Annotated in this window: 15 protein-coding genes; 11 read left to right on the forward strand and 4 right to left on the reverse strand. The window is 68.6% G+C overall.

Translation table 11 applies throughout. From position 1 onward, the window contains the following. The first annotated feature begins 140 nt into the window (after positions 1-140). Positions 141-473, forward strand: coding sequence for a hypothetical protein (locus ABE485_RS30130; RefSeq protein WP_346518924.1), 333 nt, complete (start codon positions 141-143; stop codon positions 471-473). Between the two features lie 21 nt (positions 474-494). On the opposite strand, the gene ABE485_RS30135 is transcribed toward ABE485_RS30130, so the two are convergent. Further along, a complete protein-coding gene (locus ABE485_RS30135; RefSeq protein ID WP_346518925.1) occupies positions 495-1,031 on the reverse strand; it encodes a GNAT family N-acetyltransferase in 537 nt (178 codons plus the stop codon). An 8-nt stretch (positions 1,032-1,039) separates the two neighbouring features. Next, positions 1,040-1,612: a helix-turn-helix domain-containing protein gene (locus tag ABE485_RS30140; RefSeq protein ID WP_346518926.1), complete on the reverse strand. Its 573-nt coding sequence runs from the start codon at positions 1,610-1,612 to the stop codon at positions 1,040-1,042. A gap of 117 nt (positions 1,613-1,729) precedes the next feature. Between ABE485_RS30140 and ABE485_RS30145 the strand changes: the two genes are divergently transcribed. From ABE485_RS30145 to ABE485_RS30180, 8 genes are all read left to right on the forward strand, one after another. Beyond that, positions 1,730-3,271, forward strand: coding sequence for a phospholipase D family protein (locus ABE485_RS30145; protein WP_430795483.1), 1,542 nt, complete (start codon positions 1,730-1,732; stop codon positions 3,269-3,271). 102 nt (positions 3,272-3,373) lie between these two features. Then, positions 3,374-4,087, forward strand: a complete 714-nt coding sequence (locus tag ABE485_RS30150) for a 2OG-Fe(II) oxygenase (protein ID WP_346518928.1) — start codon at positions 3,374-3,376, stop codon at positions 4,085-4,087. 1 nt (position 4,088) lies between these two features. After that, entirely contained in the window at positions 4,089-4,748 is a 660-nt protein-coding gene (alkB, locus tag ABE485_RS30155) for a DNA oxidative demethylase AlkB (protein ID WP_346518929.1), read from the forward strand. Positions 4,749-5,042: 294 nt separating this feature from the next. Next, the gene (locus ABE485_RS30160; protein WP_346518930.1) at positions 5,043-6,035 is read left to right on the forward strand and encodes a formylglycine-generating enzyme family protein; all 993 of its coding nucleotides are present in this window, start codon (positions 5,043-5,045) and stop codon (positions 6,033-6,035) included. Between the two features lie 61 nt (positions 6,036-6,096). Next, positions 6,097-6,489 (forward strand): VOC family protein, encoded by a 393-nt coding sequence (locus ABE485_RS30165; RefSeq protein WP_346518931.1) that lies wholly within the window; start codon positions 6,097-6,099, stop codon positions 6,487-6,489. Positions 6,490-6,512: 23 nt separating this feature from the next. Further along, positions 6,513-7,322 (forward strand): AraC family transcriptional regulator, encoded by an 810-nt coding sequence (locus ABE485_RS30170; protein WP_346518932.1) that lies wholly within the window; start codon positions 6,513-6,515, stop codon positions 7,320-7,322. Between the two features lie 93 nt (positions 7,323-7,415). Beyond that, positions 7,416-7,784 carry a cupin domain-containing protein gene (locus tag ABE485_RS30175; protein WP_346518933.1) on the forward strand — a complete coding sequence of 123 codons (369 nt, stop codon included), beginning with the start codon at positions 7,416-7,418 and terminating at the stop codon, positions 7,782-7,784. Positions 7,785-7,827: 43 nt separating this feature from the next. Next, a complete protein-coding gene (locus ABE485_RS30180) occupies positions 7,828-8,574 on the forward strand; it encodes an SDR family oxidoreductase (protein ID WP_346518934.1) in 747 nt (248 codons plus the stop codon). 9 nt (positions 8,575-8,583) lie between these two features. Here the strand turns inward: ABE485_RS30180 and ABE485_RS30185 are convergent, their stop codons facing one another. Then, positions 8,584-9,102 (reverse strand): MgtC/SapB family protein, encoded by a 519-nt coding sequence (locus ABE485_RS30185; RefSeq protein WP_346518935.1) that lies wholly within the window; start codon positions 9,100-9,102, stop codon positions 8,584-8,586. Between the two features lie 62 nt (positions 9,103-9,164). Then, on the reverse strand, positions 9,165-10,778 hold the full coding sequence (gene rtcR / locus ABE485_RS30190) for an RNA repair transcriptional activator RtcR (protein WP_346518936.1): 1,614 nt from the start codon (positions 10,776-10,778) through the stop codon (positions 9,165-9,167). 204 nt (positions 10,779-10,982) lie between these two features. On the opposite strand from rtcR, the gene ABE485_RS30195 reads away from it, so the two are divergent. Together ABE485_RS30195 and ABE485_RS30200 are read left to right on the forward strand one after the other, a co-directional pair. Further along, positions 10,983-12,200 (forward strand): RtcB family protein, encoded by a 1,218-nt coding sequence (locus tag ABE485_RS30195; RefSeq protein ID WP_430795484.1) that lies wholly within the window; start codon positions 10,983-10,985, stop codon positions 12,198-12,200. Positions 12,201-12,262: 62 nt separating this feature from the next. Further along, positions 12,263-12,696: RNA 3'-terminal phosphate cyclase (locus ABE485_RS30200; RefSeq protein WP_346518938.1), on the forward strand; the 434-nt coding region annotated here is incomplete at its 3' end.

Below are 12,696 nucleotides of genomic sequence, written 5' to 3' on the forward strand. Positions count from 1 at the left end.
GGCAGGCGCGGCGCGCCGGGCCCGCGGCGCGGCGGCCGCGGCAGGCCACGCCGGAATGGCGGATAATCCTTCTGTTTCCCGCCGCCGCGCGCGGCGGATTTTTGCGGGCGCACCGCGCCCCACTGCTTTCGGAGTCAGCTATGTATCGCGGAATTCAGGCGATCGAACAATTCATGGAATCCATCGGCCTGACCTGGCAGCCCGGCAAGACCGAAGGCGCCGAATTGCGCGTCAGCTACCGCATCGGCAACACCCGGCCGCTGGGCATCGACCGCACGCTGGTGGAATTCCACTGCGATCCGAAGCGCGCCAAGGTGTGGGTGCCGGAATTCTCGCGCACCAGCTTTCACCAGTGGTTCGAGGTCCCCTACCAGGAATTCGAATTCACGCCCGGCGGCTCGATGCTGAAGATCAAGGCCGCCGCGCGCGGCAACGCCCCGCCCTACAGCGTGGGCATCAAGCCGCTGGCCTGAGCGCCGCGGCCGGAACGGCGCTCATAGCTGCTTGTACATGATCGTCGTTCCATCCACCTTGCCCGCATCCAGCGGATCACGGGCAAAACCGGGAATCACTCCCACCGTCTGGTAGCCCAGCGACGCATACAGGGGCTCGGCGGAATCGCCCGTGCGCGTATCCAGCGTGATCAGGCTGCGGCCCAGCCGGGCCGCCATGGCGTGCGCTTCCAGCATCAGCCGGCGGGCGATGCCCCGGCGACGGAATTCCGGATGCACCAGCAGCTTGCGGACCTCGGCGCGGTGCGGCTGGTTCGGCGGCGTATCGGTATCCAGCTGGACCGAGCCGGCCAAGCGTCCATCCACGCGCGCCACCCACAGCTTGACCGCGCCGCCCGCCACGCCGGGCAGCACCTTGTCGCGCCAGAACGCCTGCGCGTCTTCCTGGGTATAAGGCAATACGAAGCTGACGCTGGCGCCGCCCTGCACGCACGCGTGCAGCAGGCTGGCCAGTTCGGGCAGGCAGGCGGCGGCGGCATCCGCCGGCAGCAGGGTCAATTCAAGGCTTGCATGGGTCATGACGGGGCTCAGACGATGAACAGGAGATAGCGGGCACCGCTGTGCGGCGGGGTGGCGAAGGCGCTGGCGCCGAACAGCTGGTAGCGCAGGCAGTCGCCGGGTAGGAGGGTGTGGGCCTGGCCGTCGACGGTGATGGACAGTTCGCCGTCGAGCATCAGGAGGTGGTGCTCCAGCCCCGGCCGCGGCGATTGTTCGTAGGCGATGCGGGCGTTGGCCCCCAGTTCGCAGGCCAGCACTTCGCCCGCCAGGCGCTGGGCCGGCGGCGACACCGAACGCCGGCGAAAGCCCACGCTGTCGTCCACCCAGACGGCCTGGTCGCGTTCGGGGATCCGGGCGACGAAGTCGTCCTCGACCATCAGCATCAGGCGCGACATGGTCAGGCCATAGGCCGCGCACAGCTTGCCCAGCACGCTGGCGGTGGGGCTGACTTCGGCGTTTTCCAGGCGCGACAGCGTCGCACGGCTGATGCCGGCGCGGCCGGCCAGGTCGTCCAGGGACCAGCCGCGATCCTGCCGCAGCGCCTTGAGCCTGGCGGCCAGGCGCAGGTCCAGGCCCGGGTCGATTGTCGTTGGGTTTTCCATATAAGAGAATTTCTCTCATATTTGAAATCACGTCAAGACCACGCCAATCCGCCGCTGAAACAGGCAGCAACCAAGACGCGGCGGCTGATCCGCCCCGGATTAGGCACAATACCGGTCATGCAAATGGCCAAGCCCTTATTCATGACCCTTCTTAGCGCGCTACTTGCCGGTTGCTCCCTGCCCTCGCTGGACAAGCGCAGCGTCTCGCACGCGCTCACAACCGAAGAATCATCCGCCACGCCGCTGGGACAGGCGATCGCGCCCCTGGCGGCGGCCCATCCCGGCAAGTCCGGCATCCACGCGCTGGCCGACCCCCACGACGCCTTCGCCGCCCGCATGATGCTGGCGCGCGCGGCCGAACGCAGCCTGGACGTGCAGTACTACATCTGGCACGACGACATGACCGGCACCATGCTGCTGGAAGCGCTGCACGAGGCAGCCGACCGCGGCGTGCGGGTGCGCCTGCTGCTGGACGACAACGGCACGTCGGGCCTGGACCGGACGCTGTCCGCGCTGGACGGCCATCCGAACATCGAAGTCCGGCTGTACAACCCGTTCACGCTGCGCTGGCCCAAGCCGCTGGGCTACCTGACGGACTTCAGCCGCCTGAACCGCCGCATGCACAACAAGTCGTTCACGGCGGACAACCAGGCCACGATCATCGGCGGCCGCAATATCGGCGACGAATACTTCGGCGCGACCGACGGCGTGCTCTTCACGGACCTGGACGTCCTGGCCATCGGCGCGGCGGTCGGCGACGTGTCGGCGGATTTCGACCGCTACTGGAGCAGCGAATCGGCCTATCCGGTGGAAGGCCTGCTCAAGAAAGCGGCTTCCAACGAACTCGAGGAACTGGAGGCCGACGCCGCCAGCGTCGAGCGATCTCCCGAAGCCGCCGCGTACGCCGGGGCCATGCGCAACCTGCCCTTCATCCGCCAGTTGCTCAAGGGGGAACTGAGCCTGGAATGGGCGCAGACCCGCATGGTCAGCGACGATCCCCGCAAGACCCTGGGCACGGCGCCGCGCGAAGCGATGCTGCCGCACCAGCTGCACGACATCCTGGGCGCGCCCGCCGCGGATCTGGCGCTGGTGTCGCCGTACTTCGTGCCCACCGCCAACGGCACGCAGGCTTTCGCGAAAATGGCGCGCAACGGCATCAAGGTCCGTGTCCTGACCAATGCCCTGGAAGCCACCGACGTCTCGGTGGTGCATTCCGGCTACGCCAAGCGCCGCAAGGACCTGCTCGCCGCCGGCGTCGAACTCTACGAAATGAAGCGCATGGCGCAAGGCGTCGAGCGCAACAAGAGCATGGGCCCCTTCGGCAGTTCCGGTTCCAGCCTGCACGCCAAGACCTTCGCCGTGGACGGCCAGCGGATCTTCGTGGGGTCATTCAACTTCGACCCGCGTTCGGCCCGGCTCAACACGGAGCTCGGCTTCGTGATCGACAGTCCCACGCTGGCCCGGCACATCGCCGATGCGTTCAATCAGGAAGTGCCGCGCACGGCTTACCGCGTCCGGCTGGACGACATGGGCAAGCTCTACTGGGAAGAACAGCGCGACGGCCAGATCATCCGGCACGACCGCGAGCCCGGCGCCAGCCTGTGGCAACGGATGACGGTGTGGTTCGCGTCGATGCTGCCGCTGGAGCCCCTGCTGTAGTGTGCTGCCCTGGATGGGGCGCCGGGCGAGCAACAAGCGGAGTGGCCTGCCCGGACGCAAGGCGTAGACTGGACATGACCCTCTCTCCGTTTTCCGGCAATCATGACGCCCGCATCCGCAGACACCCTGCTCAGCCAGCATGACTGGACCCGCGCCGCCGCGGAGCTCGACGCCCGCGGCAGCGCCATCCTGCCCGGCCTGCTGCCGCCCGCCGACTGCGAGGCCCTGTCCGCCGCCTACGCGGCGCAAGACCGCTACCGCAGCCGCATCGTGATGGCCAGGCACGGCTTCGGCCGGGGCGAGTACCAGTATTTCCGCTATCCCCTGCCCGACCTGCTGCAGGCGCTGCGCGGCGCCTTGTATCCGCGCCTGGCGCCGATCGCCAACCGCTGGAACCGGCAGATGGGCACCGCCGTGCAGTATCCCGCGGACCATCCGGCATTCCTGGCCCGGTGCCACGCGGCCGGCCAGCGGCGGCCCACGCCGCTCATCCTGCAATACGGGCCGGGCGACTACAACTGCCTGCACCAGGACCTGTACGGCGAACACGTGTTCCCCTTGCAGGTGGCGGTGCTGCTCTCGCGTCCCGGCGTCGACTTCACCGGCGGCGAATTCGTCATGACCGAAACCGGCAGCCGTGAACAGCGCGCCGAGGTCCTGCCCCTGCAGCAGGGCGACGCGCTGGTCTTCACCGTCAACCAGCGTCCCGTGCCCGGCGTGCGCGGCTGGCGCAAGGCGGCGATGCGCCATGGCGTGAGCGAACTGCGCACGGGCCGCCGCCACACGCTGGGCATCATCTTCCACGACGCGCTCTGACATGGCCTCGACCCTGGACCTCTTCGGCGGCGACGATCCCGCCCAGCACGGCCGCGTGGCGCTGGGCCCGCAATCCGTCGTCCTGCGCGGCTACGCGCTGCCCGTGATCGATGACCTGCTGGCCGGCGTGGACGCGGTGACAGCGCAGGCTCCGTTCCGCCACATGGAGACGCCCGGCGGCTACACCATGTCGGTGGCGCTGACCAACTGCGGCGACCTGGGCTGGACGACCGATGCCCGCGGGTACCGCTACAGCCGCATCGATCCGCAGACCGGTCTGCCCTGGCCGGCGATGCCGCCATCGTTCCGCCGGCTGGCGGCCGGCGCCGCGGCCGAGGCCGGATTTCCGGACTTTGCGCCGGACGCCTGCCTGGTCAACCGCTACGAACCGGGATCGCGCCTGTCGCTGCACCAGGACAAGAACGAAAGGGACTACAGCGCGCCCATCGTGTCGGTGTCGCTGGGAATGCCGGCCATGTTCCTCTTCGGCGGCGACGCGCGCGCGGACAGGGCCGCGCGCGTGCCGCTGTTTCACGGCGACGTGGTCGTCTGGGGCGGAGACGACCGGCTGCGCTATCACGGCGTGATGCCGCTGAAGGACCTGCCGCATCCGCGGCTGGGCAGCGTGCGCATCAACTTCACCATCCGCAAGGCGGGCTAGCCCGACAAAGCGGCTCACACCGCGCGCAGCGCCGCCACGTCGCGGTCGCCGACCTGGCCGTGCTGGCGCACCAGCTAGAGCGCGAAATCCAGCGCGGCGGCATGGAAGTCGGCCACCGCGCCTGCAGCGGCCTGCCCCGCCGGCTGCGCGTGGCCGAACCGACCCTGCTGTTCTACCCGAGCCCGGGGCGCCCTGACCGCGGCGCCTCGGGCATGAGGGTTCCCCGCGTCTGGCGGCGCGCAAGCGACGGCCCTACTATTGCGCACCTTAAACGCCCAGCCCCTTCCGACACCCATGCGTACACGTTCCGCCCTGGTCCTGCTCTGCGCCCTGTTGCCCGCGCCCGTCCTGGCGGCGGAACCGCCCGCCCTGTTCGAGAATTCGCTGGGCATGACCTTCGTGCGCGTGCCCGCCGGCACCTTCCAGATGGGCAGCGACGAAGCGCCCGAGGCGCTGGCCGCCGCCTATCCGCAGTATCCCGCGGACCGGTTCACGCAGTTGTTCGACGAGGCGCCCGTGCACACCGTGCGCATCACCCGGCCGTTCTATCTTGAACGCACCGAAGTCACGGTGGGGCAGTTCCGACGGTTCATCGAAGCGTCCGGCTACGTCCCGGAATCCGAGGCCGACGGCACCGGCGGCTATGGCTACAACGCCGCCTACGATCCGGAAACATCGCGCAGCGGCGACGCCTTCGAAGGCCGCGACCGCCGCTACTCCTGGCGCAACCCCGGCTTTGCGCAGGGCGACGACCACCCCGTCGTGAACATCAGCTGGAACGATGCCATGGCGCTGGCGCGCTGGCTGACCCAGAAAGAGGGCCGCGTGTACCGCCTGCCCACCGAGGCGGAATGGGAATACGCCTGCCGGGCCGGCACCCGCACCCGCTACCAGAACGGCGACGACCCGGCGGCCATGCCCGACGTCGGCAACGGTTTCGACGCGGACGCCCAGCCGCTATGGCCCAAATGGCAGGCCTACGCATCGGCCCGCCACGACGGCAACACCTTCACGGCGCCGGTCGCCAGCTATGCGCCCAATGCCTTCGGCCTGTACGACATGCACGGCAACGCCTGGGAATGGGTCGCGGACTGGTACGGCGAGGACTACTACGCGCACTCCCCCACCGACGACCCGCAGGGCCCGGCCACCGGCAACGTGCGCGTCAGGCGCGGGGGCTCCTGGCACACCTGGGCGCTCTATACCCGCTCGTCGTACCGCAACTGGAACACCCAGGAAACGCGCTATCCCCTGGTGGGCCTGCGCCTGCTGCGCGAAGGGGATTAACGAAAAAAGCGCCTGTGCTGGGTTAGCATGGCCGCACACCCAACTTCCAAAGAGTCCCGACATGCATTCGCTGGGCCGTCTCGTCCTGCTCGTGAACGACTACGACACCGCCATTTCCTTCTACCAGGACAAGCTGGGGATGGAAGTGTTCGTCGACATGCCCATGGGCCAGCAGCGTTACGTGCACCTGCGCCTGCCGGAGCAACCGTCGGTTGGCGTGTGGCTGCTCCAGGCGCAGACCCAGGCGCAGCGCGATCGCGTCGGCGACCAGACCGGCGGCCAGCCGGTGGGCGTGTTCTACACCGACGACGTGCCGCGCGATCACGGCAGGTTCGTGGCCAAGGGCGTGCGCTTCACCAAAGAGCCGGTCCATGACGAAACCGCCACCTACGCCCACTTCATCGACCTGTACGGCAACGAGTTCGTGCTGGTCCAGCTGAAGGCGCAAGGCTAGTTGGCGCCGAAGGGAGCCACGCCATGGCGCGGACGCAACCCCGGCAGGACTGGATCAGGCGCGCCGCGCCTTCCAGCCGCGTGGAGCGCATCGAGGCCTACTTCGGCGGCCATGGCTACGACATGCATCGCCACGACACCTACGCCATCGGGCGCACGCTGTCGGGGGTGCAGAGCTTTCACTATCGACGCGGCTACCGGCACAGCCTGCCGGGCGGCACCATCGTGCTGCATCCCGACGAGGCCCACGACGGCCAGGCCGGCACCGACGCGGGCTTCCGCTACCGCATGATCTATGTCGAGCCGGCCCTGATCCAGCAGATCCTGGGCGGCCGGCCGCTGCCGTTCATCCGCGACGGGCTCAGCGCCGATTCCCGGCTGTATGCGGCCAGCGATGCGCTGCTGCGGGGCGCGGGCGAACCCATCGATCCGCTCCAGGAAGACGACGCCCTGTTCGAACTGGCCCACGCGCTGTGCGCCGCCTCTGGCCGCCCCACGGGGCGGCGCTCGCCCGATTACGCCGCCGCGGACCGCGCGCGGCACTACATCCACGCATCGCTGGACCTGCCCATCACCCTGGACGACCTGGCGCGGGCGGCGGGTGTCGACCGCTGGAGCCTGTCGCGGGACTTCCGCGCGCTGTTCGGCACCAGCCCCTACCGCTACGTGATGCTGCGGCGCCTGGACCTGGCGCGGCGGTTCATCGCGGCGGGCGCCCCGCTGGCGCAGGCCGCGGCCGATGCCGGTTTCACCGACCAAAGCCACCTGACGCGCCGCCATGTGCAGGCATTCGGCATGGCGCCCGACCGCTGGCGGCGGATGCTGCAAGGGTGACGCGCGCCGGGTAAAACCTGCTCGATCGTACAAGACGGATCGGCCAGGGGCGGCGTATCGTGGGGACTCTTATCCCTGCCCCCCGGTGACGCCATGCCTTCTACCCAGCCCATCAATCTTGCCGCCAAGCTGGCGCTGATCCACGAACACTGGATGCCCAAGGTGGTCGCCGAAATGAACGACTACCAGTTCAAGCTCGTCAAGCTGAAGGGCGAATTCGTCTGGCACTCGCACGCCGACACGGACGAGACCTTCATCGTCATCGAAGGCCGGCTGCGCATCGACCTGCGCGACGGCGCCATCGACCTGGGCCCGGGGGACATGACGGTGATTCCCAAGGGCGTGGAGCACAAGCCGTGCGCCCCCGACGAAGCGCACGTCATGCTGATCGAACCGCGCGGCGTGCTGAACACCGGCGACCAGGGCGGCGCGCGCAGCGCCCCCAACGACGTATGGATCTGAACGCCCGCGTTTGCTAACGTGCAGCCCTGAACAGGAGAAAACCATGTCCAAAGTCATGCTGGTCACGGGCGGCAGCCGCGGCATCGGGGCCGCCATCGCCCGGCTGGCCGCCAGCCGCGGCTACGCGGTGGGCGTCAATTACCACGCCAACGCGGATGCCGCCCAGGCCGTGGTGGACGACATCCAGCGCGGCGGCGGGACCGCCGTCGCCATCCAGGCCGACGTATCGCAGGAAGACCAGGTGCTGCGGATGTTCCGCACGCTGGACGAGCGCCTGGGCCGGATCGACGCGCTGGCCAACAACGCCGGCATCCTCGAAAAGCAGATGCGCGTCGAAGACATGGACCCCGCGCGCATCCTGCGCGTGCTGTCCACCAATGTCGTCGGCGCCTTCCTGTGCGCGCGCGAAGCGGTGCGGCGGATGTCGCCGCGCCACGGCGGCCAGGGCGGCGCCATCGTCAACGTGTCGTCCGCCGCGGCGCGGCTGGGCTCGCCCAACGAATACGTGGACTACGCCGCCTCCAAGGGCGCGATGGACACGCTGACCATCGGCCTGTCGAAGGAAGTCGCGCCCGAAGGCATACGCGTGAACGGCGTGCGCCCGGGCACGATCTATACCGACATGCACGCCAGCGGCGGCGAGCCGGGCCGGGTCGACCGACTAAAAAGCGTGATCCCGCTGCGCCGCGGCGGCACCGTGGAAGAAGTGGCGGGCGCCGTGATGTGGCTGTTCTCCGACGAAGCGGGCTACACCAGCGGTTCGTTCATCGAGGTGTCGGGCGGAAGCTGACGCCGCCCGCTACTTGTCGTCGGTCGAGATCACGCTTTTTTCCGCCTTGGCGGAAATCCGCGCCTCGACACGGCGCAGCACGGCCAGCACGAACAGCGCCATCAGGGTGCTGACCACGGCGGTGGCCTCGCGCCCCATGCCCGCGGCCACGCCGATGGCGGCCGTCATCCAGATGCTGGCGGACGTGGTCAGCCCGTGGATCTCGCGCTCGTCGCTGAGCTTGATGATGGCGCCCGCGCCCAGGAAGCCGATGCCGGCGATCACGCCCTGCAGCACGCGGCTCAGGTCTCCCACCTGCATGCCGCCCTGCAGCGGCACCAGCACGAAGATGGCCGCGCCCAGCGCCACGAGCATGTGCGTGCGCAGGCCGGCCGCCTTGCCGCTGCGCTCGCGCTCGTAGCCAAGCAGGCCGCCCAGGATGACGGCCATGCCCAGCCGCAGCACGATGCGGGTCGCCTCGCCCACGTCGGGGATGTCGGCGAATTCGCTGCGCGCCGTGGTCCAGATTTCCAGCCAGATGTCCGACATCGCCGATTCCTTGGGTACTGGGTGGAACCAGCATAGCAGGCGCCGCGCGGGCGCCGCCAGCGCTAGGACGGCATCGCCCGCAGCTGCTCCCAGTGCAATCCGTGCTTGGCCAGGTACTTGCGCAAACGGTCCGCGTCATTCACCACGCTGCGCGCGGCGCGCGAGGCCTGGAACAATTGCCGGCCGGCATCCGACAGGCTGCGCGCGCCGGCGCAGACCCGCAGCACGGACTCCAGCTGCAGGCGGTCAAAGAGATCCATGGCGTCCACGCGTTCCGGGCCCAGCAGCGCCGCCAGGTCGGGCGCGCCGTCCCTGGGGCCGGCCGCGGGCTCGTCGCGCCGCCACAGCCAGCGCAGGCGTTCGATCTCGGCCTGCACCAGGTCCAGCCCGATGCGTCCGCCGTCGGCCAGCGTGGCCATGCGCAAGATGCTGGAAGACAGGTCGCGGAAATTGCCGCGCCACGGCGCATCGGGGCTTTGCGCGAACTTCAGGTAGGCCTGGCGCGCCTCGGCGTTGAAGCGCACCATCTGGTGGTGCTCGCTGGCGTGCAGCGCCAGCAGGTGATCCACGTTGGGCTCGATGTCTTCGCTGCGCTCGGCCAGCCCCGGCAGGTCGTACGTCCACATGTTGATGCGCGCGTACAGGTCTTCGCGGAAGGCGCCCGCGGCCACCTCCCGCCGCAAGTCCCGGTTGGTGCCCGCGATAAGCTGGAAATCGCTTTCCACCTCGCGGTCCGCCCCCACCGGATAGAAACGCTTTTCCTCGATCGCCTTGAGCAGCATCGCCTGCTCGTCCACGCCCAGTTCGCCGATCTCGTCCAGGAACAGCACGCCCTCGTGCGCCGTGCGCAGCAGGCCGGCGCGATCCGCCGCGGCGCCAGTGTAGGCGCCCTTCTTGTGGCCGAACAGCGCGGCCGCGGCCGTGTCGCCGCGCAGCGTGGCGCAATTGACTTCGACGAAGGGACCGGCGATGTGATGACGCGCCTTCTTCAGTTCGAACATGCGGCGCGCCAGGAAGGACTTGCCCGCCCCCGTGGGCCCCGCCAGCAGGATCGCCGCGCGCGAACGCACGGCCACCCGTTCGACCTCGTCGATCAGCGCGTTGAAGCGGGCGTTGCGCGTGGGGATGCCGCGCTTGAGGAACTCCACCGCGTCGCGCTGCTCGGCGGCAAAGCGCTGAGCGATGACGTCATAGCGCGACAGGTCCAGGTCGATCAGCGTCAGGTCGCCGGCCATGCCGGGCTGCTGGCGGCGCGGCGGCGCCGTCTGCACCAGCACGCCAGGCAGCACCCGCGACTCCACCAGCAGGAACTGGCAGATCTGCGCGACGTGCGTGCCGGTGGTGATGTGCACCCAGTACTCCTCGCGTTCCAGGTCGAAGGCGTAGGCGCGCGCCCAGGCGTGCAGGCAGTTGTAGACCTCGCCGAAATCCCACGGATCGGCCAGCTCGACTTCGATCAGGTTGACGCGGGTCTCGGGCGAGACTGCCGCGATGTCCGCCTGCACCAATTCGGCCAGCTTGCGGTGGCGCGCCGTGTAGAGCAGTTCCATGCGCGCGACGACGCGGTCTTCGTGCTGGGTCAGCGCCACCGTGGGCCGCCACTTTTCCCAGCGTGCCGGCCCGTAGCCCGCATCGAGCTGCGTGCCGATGAACCCCACCACGACGACCTGTTTCATTGGATATATTTCTAGCTATTTTTATAAGAACGCCAGATTCTAGAAAAACAGGGCCGATCACGCAACCCGGCGCCGCCTACAATCGTTCCCTTGAAAATCAAGGCATTGCAGGATTTTTTCTTATCCTGCCGCAAACCTGGCACGGCATTTGCATTGAAGATGTCGGGCGGCCACCGCCCACGTCACATGCAATGGAGAAAAACAATGAACTATCAACTGCACGAAGTCGCCGGCGGCGTGCCCGTGAAAATGTGGACCCGCGGCGTTCCCGTCGAGGACGAAGCGCGCAAGCAGCTTGAAAACGCGGCGCGCCTGCCCATCATCCACAAGCACATCGCCGCGATGCCCGACGTGCACTACGGCATCGGCGCCACCGTGGGCTCGGTGATCCCGACCGTGAAGGCCGTGATTCCCGCCGCCGTCGGCGTGGATATCGGCTGCGGAATGATGGCCTGCAAGACGACGCTGCGCGCCGCCGACCTGCCCGACAACCTGGGCCCGCTGCGCGCCGCCATTGAAAAGGCCGTCCCCCATGGACTGACGCCGCGCCACCACGGCCGCGACCGCGGGTCCTGGGAAACGCCGCCGACCGAGGCGGAGGCGGCTTGGCGCGCGCTGGCGCCGGAGTTCGAGGCCCTGTGCCAGGACTACCCGCGCCTGGCCAACACGAACAACTACCGCCACCTGGGAACGCTGGGAACCGGCAACCACTTCATCGAGGTGTGCCTGGACGAGCAGGGCTCCGTGTGGTTCATGCTGCACTCCGGTTCGCGCGGCGTGGGCAACGCCATCGGCACCCTCTTCATCCAGCTGGCCAAGAAGGATGCCGAACAGCACCAGCGCAACCTGCCCGACCAGGATCTGGCCTACTTCGAGGAAGGCTCCAAGTACTTCGGCGACTACGTGCGCGCCGTGGGCTGGGCGCAGAAGTTCGCGCGCGCCAACCGCGAAGTGATGATGAGCCGCGTGGTCAATGCGGTGCGCCAGGTCATCGCCAAGCCGTTCGATGCGCACATGGAAGCGGTGAACTGCCACCACAACTACGTAAGCCGCGAGACCCACTTCGGCGAAGAGGTGCTGCTGACCCGCAAGGGCGCCGTCAGCGCCAAGGCCGGTGAACTGGGCATCATTCCGGGAAGCATGGGCGCCAAGAGCTACATCGTGCGCGGCAAGGGCAACCCGGAGAGCTTCGAGAGCTGCAGCCACGGCGCGGGCCGCGTGATGAGCCGCACCAAGGCCAAGAAGCTGTACACCGTGGCCGACCAGGTCGCCGCCACCGAGGGCGTGGAGTGCCGCAAGGACGCCAACGTCATCGATGAAATCCCGATGGCCTACAAGGACATCGACGCGGTGATGCTGGCCCAGCAGGACCTGGTGGAAGTGGTCTACACCCTGAAGCAGGTGGTATGCGTGAAGGGCTGACCCATCCCGCGCCCGGCCGGGACGGCCGGGTGCGGGACGACTTATTCGCAGGAGAACAGGAAGTGATAGAACTGGATGGATCGGAAGGCGAAGGCGGCGGGCAGGTCCTGCGCACCAGCCTGGCGCTTTCCATGATTACCGGCCGCCCGCTGCGCATCCAGCGCATCCGCGCCAGGCGCGCCAAGCCCGGCCTGATGCGCCAGCACCTGGCCTGCGTGCATGCGGCGATGGACATCAGCGGCGCCCATTGCGACGGCGCGGCGCTGGGGTCGCAGGCCATGACCTTCACGCCCGGCGCGATCCGCGCGGGCGACTACCGTTTTGCGATCGCCAGTGCCGGCAGCTGCATGCTGGTGCTGCAGACCGTGCTGCCCGCCCTGCTGGCCGCCGACGGACCCAGCCGGATCGAGCTGCAGGGCGGCACGCACAACCCGCTGGCGCCGTCGTTCGACTTCGTGGCGCGCGCCTATGCGCCGCTGGCGCGCAAGCTGGGCGC

The sequence above is a fragment of the Achromobacter spanius genome, from assembly GCF_039673305.1.
Lineage (GTDB): Bacteria > Pseudomonadota > Gammaproteobacteria > Burkholderiales > Burkholderiaceae_B > Achromobacter > Achromobacter spanius_F.

Coding starts and splice junctions, on each gene's coding strand:
- ABE485_RS30130 (WP_346518924.1), top strand. CDS start 141: ATGTATCGCGGAATTCAGGCGATCGAACAATTCATGGAATCCATCGGC.
- ABE485_RS30135 (WP_346518925.1), bottom strand. CDS start 1,031: ATGACCCATGCAAGCCTTGAATTGACCCTGCTGCCGGCGGATGCCGCC.
- ABE485_RS30140 (WP_346518926.1), bottom strand. CDS start 1,612: ATGGAAAACCCAACGACAATCGACCCGGGCCTGGACCTGCGCCTGGCC.
- ABE485_RS30145 (WP_430795483.1), top strand. CDS start 1,730: ATGCAAATGGCCAAGCCCTTATTCATGACCCTTCTTAGCGCGCTACTT.
- ABE485_RS30150 (WP_346518928.1), top strand. CDS start 3,374: ATGACGCCCGCATCCGCAGACACCCTGCTCAGCCAGCATGACTGGACC.
- alkB (WP_346518929.1), top strand. CDS start 4,089: ATGGCCTCGACCCTGGACCTCTTCGGCGGCGACGATCCCGCCCAGCAC.
- ABE485_RS30160 (WP_346518930.1), top strand. CDS start 5,043: ATGCGTACACGTTCCGCCCTGGTCCTGCTCTGCGCCCTGTTGCCCGCG.
- ABE485_RS30165 (WP_346518931.1), top strand. CDS start 6,097: ATGCATTCGCTGGGCCGTCTCGTCCTGCTCGTGAACGACTACGACACC.
- ABE485_RS30170 (WP_346518932.1), top strand. CDS start 6,513: ATGGCGCGGACGCAACCCCGGCAGGACTGGATCAGGCGCGCCGCGCCT.
- ABE485_RS30175 (WP_346518933.1), top strand. CDS start 7,416: ATGCCTTCTACCCAGCCCATCAATCTTGCCGCCAAGCTGGCGCTGATC.
- ABE485_RS30180 (WP_346518934.1), top strand. CDS start 7,828: ATGTCCAAAGTCATGCTGGTCACGGGCGGCAGCCGCGGCATCGGGGCC.
- ABE485_RS30185 (WP_346518935.1), bottom strand. CDS start 9,102: ATGTCGGACATCTGGCTGGAAATCTGGACCACGGCGCGCAGCGAATTC.
- rtcR (WP_346518936.1), bottom strand. CDS start 10,778: ATGAAACAGGTCGTCGTGGTGGGGTTCATCGGCACGCAGCTCGATGCG.
- ABE485_RS30195 (WP_430795484.1), top strand. CDS start 10,983: ATGAACTATCAACTGCACGAAGTCGCCGGCGGCGTGCCCGTGAAAATG.